The following is an 8,353-nucleotide window of genomic DNA, read 5'->3' as shown; positions in this document are numbered from 1 at the left end:
TTTATGACCCGCCAAACATGAGCAAAGTAGCACGTAGTGCGGATTTGCGAATGTTTGAGGATTGTGAGAGTTTCGAAGAAACGGAACAATCCGGTAGTCATATGGTGTCAAAAGGAACTTTTGACACCTACCTCATATAATGAACTGATACGAACTGGCAATAATTTAACTGTTAATGTGTTACACGTGTTGATTGTTGTAAAGGAGAGATTATCATGAAAAAGAGTTTTGCAATAATATGTACAGTAGTTATGACAATGTCACTTATTGCTTGTGGCAAGACAGATAATGAAGATGTTAATGAAGCAATTAATGAAGATTCTAATGAGTCCATTGACGAAGGAACAGGTGATGTAGCAAAAGCAAGTGCTATACAAGATAAAACTGCAGATCCGGAAACTTCCAAAGAAGATGAAACTTTAAATATTGATGATTATATCGGATATTATACGGACTGGGATTCCAATGAGATCACTATAGATAAAGATGGTGATGATTATACCATGGAGGTTAGTATCTACAGACTGACACTGATCGATGAAGGAACAGTTTCAGCAACTTCTGAAGGAATTGTATTTGATGCACTTGATGCAAATGGAGACCCTGTAAAGTTCTTATTTCGTGAAGATGGACAAGGCAAATATGAGCTTGTAGTTGAAGAAACTACCTGGGAATATTTCGAAGAAGGCCAGGTCTTTGGAAATTTAGAAAAGGCAGATGAGCAGGGAACTGAAGAGTAGGAATAGGGAGTAGTAAGTTGAATTTGGAAACATGTAATTTTAAGTATAAGTATGAAGTTCATATGCACACAGCTCAGTCAAGTGCATGTGGTAAGACAGATGGAAAAGATTATATAGCAAAGTTCAAGGAACTTGGATATACCGGAATGATAATCACAGACCATTTCTTTAGAGGTAATACAAGACCTTCAAGAAGTCTTCCCTGGTCTGAATATATCGATGAATTTTGTAAAGGCTACGAAATAGCCAGAGAAGAAGGTGATAAGCAAGGTATCAAGGTTTTATTTGGCTGGGAAGAGAATCAGCACGGAGACGAATATCTCATATACGGCCCTGATAAGGAATGGCTTAAAGCTCATCCTGAAATAAAAGATGCTGATCATATTGAATATTTAAAGCTTATTCATGAAGCTGGAGGCCTTATCGTACAAGCACATCCTTTTAGGGAAAGAGACTATCTTTCTGATATATATCTTCATCCTTTCCAGTGCGATGCTATGGAAGCCTGCAACTTTGGCAATCCGGAAAGTCAGGATATACTTGCTTATAACTTCTGTACTCAAAGAGGCATCAACATGACATCAGGAACAGATCTTCATGATGTTAATGTTCTTGAAAGAAGCTGCGCAGGAATGCTTTTTGAAAAGCCTTTAGAGACTATCTTTGATTATGTTAATGCTGTAAAGACAGGAAAAGGCTATATGCCAATGATACCTGATGATAGAAAGGTTATGACAAAGGAAACGGTTAATAACCTTCCAATGACATTGTTTGATGATAATAATCATGGAAGAAGCGTTGAGCTAAAAGATCTATTTGCAAGGAGAGGTTGATGGAAGCATCCAAAGAATTTATTGACAGATTTGAATTCAGAACCATAAATGATGACGAGATAGAACAGGCTATAGATATAGAAAAGACCTGCTTTCCACCCAACGAGGCATGTTCTGCTCAAAATATGAGAGCAAGGATTGCCAAAGCACAAGATATTTTCCTTGTAGCTTTAGATAAGGAGACTGGTAGGCTTGCTGGATTTTTAAACGGAATTGCAACAGATGAAACTGTATTTAGAGATGAGTTTTTTACTGAGGCAGATAATCATAAAGATGACGGCGCTAATATCATGATCTGCGGACTTGATGTTCTTCCAGATTATCAGATGAAGGGACTTGGACGTGAACTTATGCACCGCTATCAGATAAGAGAAAAGGATAGAGGACGTAAATCCCTTGTTCTTACCTGCCTTGATTCCAAAGTTGGGATGTACAAAAAATTTGGATTTACTGATAATGGAGTATGCGATTCAACCTGGGGCGGCGAACAGTGGCATGAGATGGTTTGCGAGTTCACCAAGTGATTTTGCAGTATAAAGAGTAAGGCGGCATAAGCCTAAGACAACATAAAATTAATGCAGTATAAGAGTAGAGTAGTGTAATAGTAGCGATCACCCTGTTTTAGGATAAGGATGATCGCTATTTTTATAATTATGTAGACAGGAGTTCATGGTAGCACAGCCATATAAATAGTAGCGGTTAAATAAATAATAAACTAAGATATCAGCCTTTTATGTCGATATATTATATGCACTTTGCTAATTGATGATTTTTATCATTTATAAGATGCATGAAAAGAATATCTGGCTCAAGTTTCTAAAAAGGAGATTAAAGTATGGATAAAGGTAAGGTTGTTAACAAATCTACTATTTCATATACAATTCAGAGCACTTTACAGAAAATATTTGCTTTGATCCTTGGCGTTGTGATCCTGATAGGTATAAGTCTGTTTCTTTTTACAAGGTATACCGCTGTAGTTAACAGCGCAGGTATTGTACGAGGCGGAAGCCAAAGGGCTATCAAGCAGGTTATAGCCGGAATGGACGAATCAACTGCCGTTGGTGTAGTAGATACTAATCTTACCAAAATTGGTAAGCAGATGCATCTTGGAAGCTTTCCAAGTAGCCGTAATGAAGTTGATGATTACTGGAATAATACAATTAAGCCGGATATAGAAGAGTACAAGGAGACTGGAGATTATACTACATTACTTGAAGATAGTGAGACCTTATTCTCACTAACCAATCAGATGGTAAGTGATGCACAGACACTTGTTGATGTTCTTGCTATTATGCTTTATGTTATCCTGGCAATTTTCCTTGTAACTTGTTTCTTCACATTCAGGAAGGTTTCGAAGATCTTTACAAGCAGTGTTGTAACTCCTATAGAAGGACTCGAAGACAATCTTGGAAGACTTGCAGACGGACATCTTTCAGAAGAATTTGTTTATGAAAAAGATGATGAGATTGGCGGCCTCTATAGCATACTTAATGATATGAGAAAAGGAATCCTGTCTTATGTTCAGGATATAGAAGAAAACCTTAACGTAATGGCTGATGGAGATCTTGTAAGTAAGACAAGTATGAACTATCTTGGTGATTATGTTCCTATTCAGAGCAATATTGATCATATAAGAGCAGCGCTTTCAGACGAATTTAAGGCAATGGATGAACTTGCAGATCATGTTGCAGCTTCTGCTCATGAAGTATCTAAAGTATCACAGAGCCTTGCTGATGGAGCGATGAGTCAGACCAACAGTATTCAGGATTTGCAGGATAAGATCCAGATCACACTTGATGAAAATAATAAGGTATACAGCTATGTTGATGCTGCAAGAAAGTCCAGCGCTGATACAGCAGCAAGTGTTGAATATACAAGAGAGCAGATGGATAAAGCTGTAGGTGCTATGGAAGAGATCAGCAGAGCTTCGGAAGAGATTCATTCTATTGTTGAAGCTTTGGATGAGATCACTTCTGAGACAAGTCTGTTGTCACTTAATGCTTCAATTGAGGCAGCAAGAGCAGGCGAAGCCGGTAAGGGATTTGCTGTTGTTGCAGAGAATGTAGGTAAACTTGCTGATGAATCCAGCAGTTCTACAGAGACTATCTCAAGTCTTATTACAAACGCGCTTCAAAGTATTTCCAATGGTACCAAGATTGTTAATAATGCTGCAGCATCTCTTAGCGGAATCACAGATAATACCAATGAGGTTAATGATATCATCAACAAGCTCAACGAGCAGAGTCAGCATCAGAATGAACTTATACAGGAAATAAACTCACTTTCCAAAACAGTACTTGATGTTGTTACCGATAACTCAGCTGTATCACAGGAATGTGCAGCATCTTCCACAGAGCTTAATACCTACTCCGGTAACCTCAAAGACAGCGTAGGCAAATTTGTAACACAGTAATAAAAACATTTTTAATATGATGTAGGTGTCAAAAGGTACTTTTGACACCTACATCATATTATTTGTTTATGGAAAAAAATTAATGCTATAATCAAATGTGCATTTGATGTATAAATAGCTAATGAAAAAAGTTTGCAGGGAGGAATAATATGAAAAAGAAAGTAGTTGTAGCATTATGCAGCCTTATGGCCGTTATGAGTCTTGCCGGTTGTGGCAAATTTCAGGTTAAGGAATGGAGCGGTGTATATATTGGTGAAGAAGGAAGTGTTCTTATCCTTTGTGAAGACGGAGAAGGATATCTTAATGGTGGAACTAAAGAAAACACTAAGATCGACTGGGAAATTGATGATGATGAGATAGTTGTCGAATGTAGTACTTACAATGAACTTACTATAGATATAGACGACAAGGAGCCAGGTGATAAGATTACTTTGGAAGCTGGCAAAAAAGGCGAGAACTGGAATGATGAAAAGTTCAAGCGAGTTGAAATTTACGAATGATCAGAGGTTTATAGAAGATTTATATATCGGATTATTGAAATAACTTCAATAATCCGATATAATATCAGAGCACATGTGTGCTATACAAACTTAATAAGGGCTAGTAAAGGTTTCGACAGGGGTTTTGAAACTGGAGAAGCTATCCGCGGGATGGTGCGTTAAACCTCAAACTTAAAAGTAAACGCTAACAACGATTACGAATTAGCAGCAGCCTAAGTGCTGCAGCCGCCAGACCGGGTGCACCTGTTCATCCGGAACCTGACGCCATTTAAGCAGGAAACGACACAGTCAAAGCTTTGAGATTGTGGGCGTATTATGAAGCTACTGATTCAGATTGTTCGTAAACTGATGGTCTGATGAGGGAAGTGGGGCAACCCGAAACAGTTTACTATGATAGTAGAAGGACAGCGGACGAGCTTTTGGACACGGGTTCGACTCCCGTCTAGTCCACTTATGAAGACAGGTACTATAAAGGTGTAGTTGTAGAAGTGATGAACTTTGACATCTGCACTTATTTTTTTGTTTCCAAATCATACTCTGCTATTTGACATATGCATAAGCTTCTTTATAATAATTGTGATATTATAATCTCAAAACATAACAAATAAGGGAGGAACTTCGATGAAAAGATTAGTATCAGTAAAGACAATCGTAGCAACAGCAATTGGTGCAGCATTATTCTTTGTGCTTGGAAGATTTGTAGCTATTCCAAGTCCTGTTCCTAACACAAATATTTCAGTTCAGTATGGTCTTCTTGCATTTATCGCAGGACTTTTTGGACCTGTAGCAGGTGTTCTTGCAGGTCTTATCGGACATTTCTTTATAGACTTCAGCTATGGCTGGGGTGTATGGTGGAGCTGGGTTATAGCATCCGGTTTCTTTGGTCTTACAATGGGAATTATTTCATATCGCCTTAAACTTGATGAGGGGGTATTTGATGTAAAGCGCATTATCCTTTTTAATGTCAGCCAGGTTGTATCACATGCTATAGCATGGATAGTAATTGCGCCTGTTCTTGATATACTTATGTTTGCAGAACCTGCCAATAAAGTATTCCTTCAGGGTGTTGTAGGTGCGATTTTCAATATCATTACAACTGCAATTGTCGGAACTCTTCTTTGCATTGCATATACAGCAGCAATTCCTAAGAAGGGAAGTCTTAAGGAAGAAGATTAATCTTTTTTATGTCAGATAAAGTTATCGAATTTACCAAATTTGGATTTAAGTACAACGCTCAGGCAAAGCCAACTCTTTATGATATTGACTTTGCCGTTTCAAAGGGCGAGAAAGTACTGATAGCAGGTCCGTCAGGATGCGGTAAGAGTACACTTGTACACTGTATCAACGGACTTATACCATTTTCATACAAGGGTGAGATGACAGGAAGCGCTACTATTAATGGTAAAGAGACTCGCAAGTTGAGTCTTTTTAAGATAGCCGGAACTGTTGGAACTGTTCTTCAGGACAGTGATGCTCAGTTCGTTGGAATGACAGTGGCAGAGGATATAGCATTTGCTCTTGAAAATGACTGTATACCTCAAAAGGAAATGAAAGAACGCGTACAAAAAGTCGCTGATATGGTCAATATCGGCGACTTTATGTCGCATGCTCCGGGGGAAGTATCCGGAGGGCAGAAGCAGCGTGTATCCCTTGCAGGTGTTATGGTGGATGACGTTGATGTGCTCTTGTTTGATGAGCCTTTAGCCAATCTTGATCCTGCTACAGGTAAGCAGGCAATAGAACTTATAGATGAAATGCAGAAACAGACAGGAGCAGCTGTTATCATAGTAGAGCACAGAGTAGAGGATGTTCTGCACAGGTATGTTGATCGTGTTGTTCTTATGAATGAAGGCCGCATTGTTTCTGACACATCTGCTGACAAGCTCCTTGCCGGAGATGATCTGGATAAATGCGGTGTCAGAAAACCTTTATATGTTACTGCACTTGAGTATGCAGGTGTAGATGTGATAGAAGATAAGCATCCATGGAACCTGGATGCAATGACTATTAGTAGTGAAGATAAAGAGCTGGTTAGAAAGTGGTTTAAAGACACATCTGAAAATGTAAATAAGACTGCAAATGACATCCTTTTATCGGTGAAGGATATGTCATTTGCATATCAAAAGAGTCAAAAGAGTGTACTTAATAATATCAGCCTTGATATAAAAAGAGGAGAAATGCTTGCCATAGTTGGAACCAATGGCGCTGGTAAGACTACTTTTTCCAAGCTTATATGTGGATTTGAAACTCCATCATCAGGAACAGTAACCTTTAATGGACAGGACTTTTTAAATAATAGTATCAAGCAACGTGCTGATCATGTCGGATATGTTCTTCAAAATCCTAATCAGATGATCTCACAGGTTATGATCTATGACGAAGTTGCATTTGGCCTTAGAAATCGAAAAGTACCTGAGGATGAAATTAAGGTAAAGGTTGAAGAAGCTCTGAAAGTCTGTGGCCTTTGGAAAATGAGAAAATGGCCGGTATCTGCTCTTAGCTTTGGACAGAAAAAGAGAGTTACTATAGCATCTATTCTTGTTATGGGGCCTGAGATGATAATCCTCGATGAACCCACAGCAGGACAGGATTACAGACATTATACAGAGATAATGGAATTTTTGAAAAAGCTAAGAGACAGAGGGATCACTATTGTTATGATCACTCATGATATGCATCTTATGCTTGAATATGCTGACAGAGCAGTCGTTTTTTCACATGGAAGCATAATAGCAGATGATACGCCTGCAAGAATTCTTACAAATAAAAATATCGTAGAAGAAGCTAGTCTTAAAGAAACGTCTCTGTATAATCTTGCAGTAAAATGTGAAATACAGGACGCAGCTTCTTTTGTACAGAGATTTATTGATTATGAGAGGAAAGAAGTAAGATCTCATGACTAATTTATTTAATTATATTGACAGACAATCCAAAATACATGAACTAACAGGAGCAACCAAACTCGTGTGCCTTTTGCTGTGGAGCTTTGCAGCAATGGGAACCTATGACACGAGATTTCTTGCTATTCTTTCTGTGTTTGGAATTATATTGTTTTATGTAGGACATATTCATATCAAGGATGTGTCTTTTATGCTGGGCTTTACGCTTGTGTTTCTGGTTCTTAATACAGTACTCGTTTATCTTTTTTCACCACATCATGGATCAGAGATCTACGGTACAACTACATTTCTTTTTGGAATGAGCGGAAAATATGGATTAACAGCTGAGCAGCTTTTTTACCATCTCAATTACTGGCTTAAATATGCAGCAACAATTCCTATTATACTTCTGTTTGTGTGTACGACTAATCCCAGTGAATTCGCAGCATCATTAAATCGTATCGGGATAAGCTATTCGATATCGTATTCTGTGGCGCTTGCCCTTCGCTATATTCCTGATATTCAGCGCTCGTATGATGAGATCAGTAAGGCTAGTCAGGCAAGAGGTGTTGAGATGAGCAAAAAGGCTTCCCTTATTAAGAGGCTTAAAGCTGCATCAACGATACTTATTCCTCTTATTCTTACGAGTGTCGATAGAATTGAGGGAATCACTAATGCGATGGAACTAAGAGGATTTGGCAAGAATAAAAAGCGCACCTGGTATATGGGCAAAAAGTTTAAATTAGCCGATTATATATGTGTGTTAATTTGCATTGCTTTACTTATTTGCTCAATCAGTCTTAATGTTATTAACGGTGGACGTTTCTATAATCCGTTCAAATGATAATTGTCATAAACATGAAAGGTAGTAAGGTTTAATATGGATAATAATTATATTTATGAAGTCAAAGAAGCTATTACACATGGAGGCGTATTCCACTCGGATGACGTTTTCTCAACAGCTTTTATACAGATACTTAATCCTGAA

The 8,353-nt window shown here is 38.1% G+C and carries 8 protein-coding genes and 1 other RNA gene; all 9 read left to right on the top strand.

Translation table 11 applies throughout. From position 1 onward, the window contains the following. Window positions 1-215: 215 nt before the first annotated feature. The 9 genes from K6G87_RS04375 to K6G87_RS04335 all read left to right on the top strand — a co-directional run bounded on the left by K6G87_RS04375 (window position 216) and on the right by K6G87_RS04335 (window position 8,209). Entirely contained in the window at window positions 216-740 is a 525-nt protein-coding gene (locus tag K6G87_RS04375) for a hypothetical protein (RefSeq protein ID WP_296834414.1), read from the top strand. A 17-nt stretch (window positions 741-757) separates the two neighbouring features. Further along, on the top strand, window positions 758-1,573 hold the full coding sequence (locus K6G87_RS04370; protein WP_296834411.1) for a PHP domain-containing protein: 816 nt from the start codon (window positions 758-760) through the stop codon (window positions 1,571-1,573). Next, window positions 1,573-2,097 (top strand): GNAT family N-acetyltransferase, encoded by a 525-nt coding sequence (locus tag K6G87_RS04365; protein WP_296834408.1) that lies wholly within the window; start codon window positions 1,573-1,575, stop codon window positions 2,095-2,097. The genes K6G87_RS04370 and K6G87_RS04365 overlap by 1 nt, the downstream gene beginning before the upstream one ends. 311 nt (window positions 2,098-2,408) lie before the next feature. Then, window positions 2,409-3,986 (top strand): methyl-accepting chemotaxis protein, encoded by a 1,578-nt coding sequence (locus K6G87_RS04360; protein WP_296834405.1) that lies wholly within the window; start codon window positions 2,409-2,411, stop codon window positions 3,984-3,986. A 149-nt stretch (window positions 3,987-4,135) separates the two neighbouring features. Next, a complete protein-coding gene (locus K6G87_RS04355; RefSeq protein ID WP_296834402.1) occupies window positions 4,136-4,486 on the top strand; it encodes a hypothetical protein in 351 nt (116 codons plus the stop codon). A 97-nt stretch (window positions 4,487-4,583) separates the two neighbouring features. Beyond that, window positions 4,584-4,939, top strand: a transfer-messenger RNA (tmRNA) gene (ssrA, locus tag K6G87_RS04350). A 168-nt stretch (window positions 4,940-5,107) separates the two neighbouring features. Next, window positions 5,108-5,662, top strand: coding sequence for an ECF-type riboflavin transporter substrate-binding protein (locus tag K6G87_RS04345; RefSeq protein ID WP_296834400.1), 555 nt, complete (start codon window positions 5,108-5,110; stop codon window positions 5,660-5,662). A gap of 8 nt (window positions 5,663-5,670) precedes the next feature. Next, entirely contained in the window at window positions 5,671-7,389 is a 1,719-nt protein-coding gene (locus K6G87_RS04340; RefSeq protein ID WP_296834397.1) for an ABC transporter ATP-binding protein, read from the top strand. After that, on the top strand, window positions 7,382-8,209 hold the full coding sequence (locus tag K6G87_RS04335) for an energy-coupling factor transporter transmembrane component T family protein (RefSeq protein WP_296834395.1): 828 nt from the start codon (window positions 7,382-7,384) through the stop codon (window positions 8,207-8,209). The genes K6G87_RS04340 and K6G87_RS04335 overlap by 8 nt, the downstream gene beginning before the upstream one ends. Window positions 8,210-8,353 lie beyond the last annotated feature (144 nt).

Source organism: Butyrivibrio sp., assembly GCF_024699075.1.
The sequence above is the reverse complement of the archived record's forward strand: the minus strand, read 5'-3'. Positions and strand labels throughout refer to the sequence as shown.

Bases quoted from the DNA above. Each gene is read 5' to 3' on its own strand.
- K6G87_RS04360 (WP_296834405.1), top strand. From the start codon at position 2,409: ATGGATAAAGGTAAGGTTGTTAACAAATCTACTATTTCATATACAATT.
- K6G87_RS04365 (WP_296834408.1), top strand. From the start codon at position 1,573: ATGGAAGCATCCAAAGAATTTATTGACAGATTTGAATTCAGAACCATA.
- K6G87_RS04345 (WP_296834400.1), top strand. From the start codon at position 5,108: ATGAAAAGATTAGTATCAGTAAAGACAATCGTAGCAACAGCAATTGGT.
- K6G87_RS04355 (WP_296834402.1), top strand. From the start codon at position 4,136: ATGAAAAAGAAAGTAGTTGTAGCATTATGCAGCCTTATGGCCGTTATG.
- K6G87_RS04335 (WP_296834395.1), top strand. From the start codon at position 7,382: ATGACTAATTTATTTAATTATATTGACAGACAATCCAAAATACATGAA.
- K6G87_RS04340 (WP_296834397.1), top strand. From the start codon at position 5,671: ATGTCAGATAAAGTTATCGAATTTACCAAATTTGGATTTAAGTACAAC.
- K6G87_RS04375 (WP_296834414.1), top strand. From the start codon at position 216: ATGAAAAAGAGTTTTGCAATAATATGTACAGTAGTTATGACAATGTCA.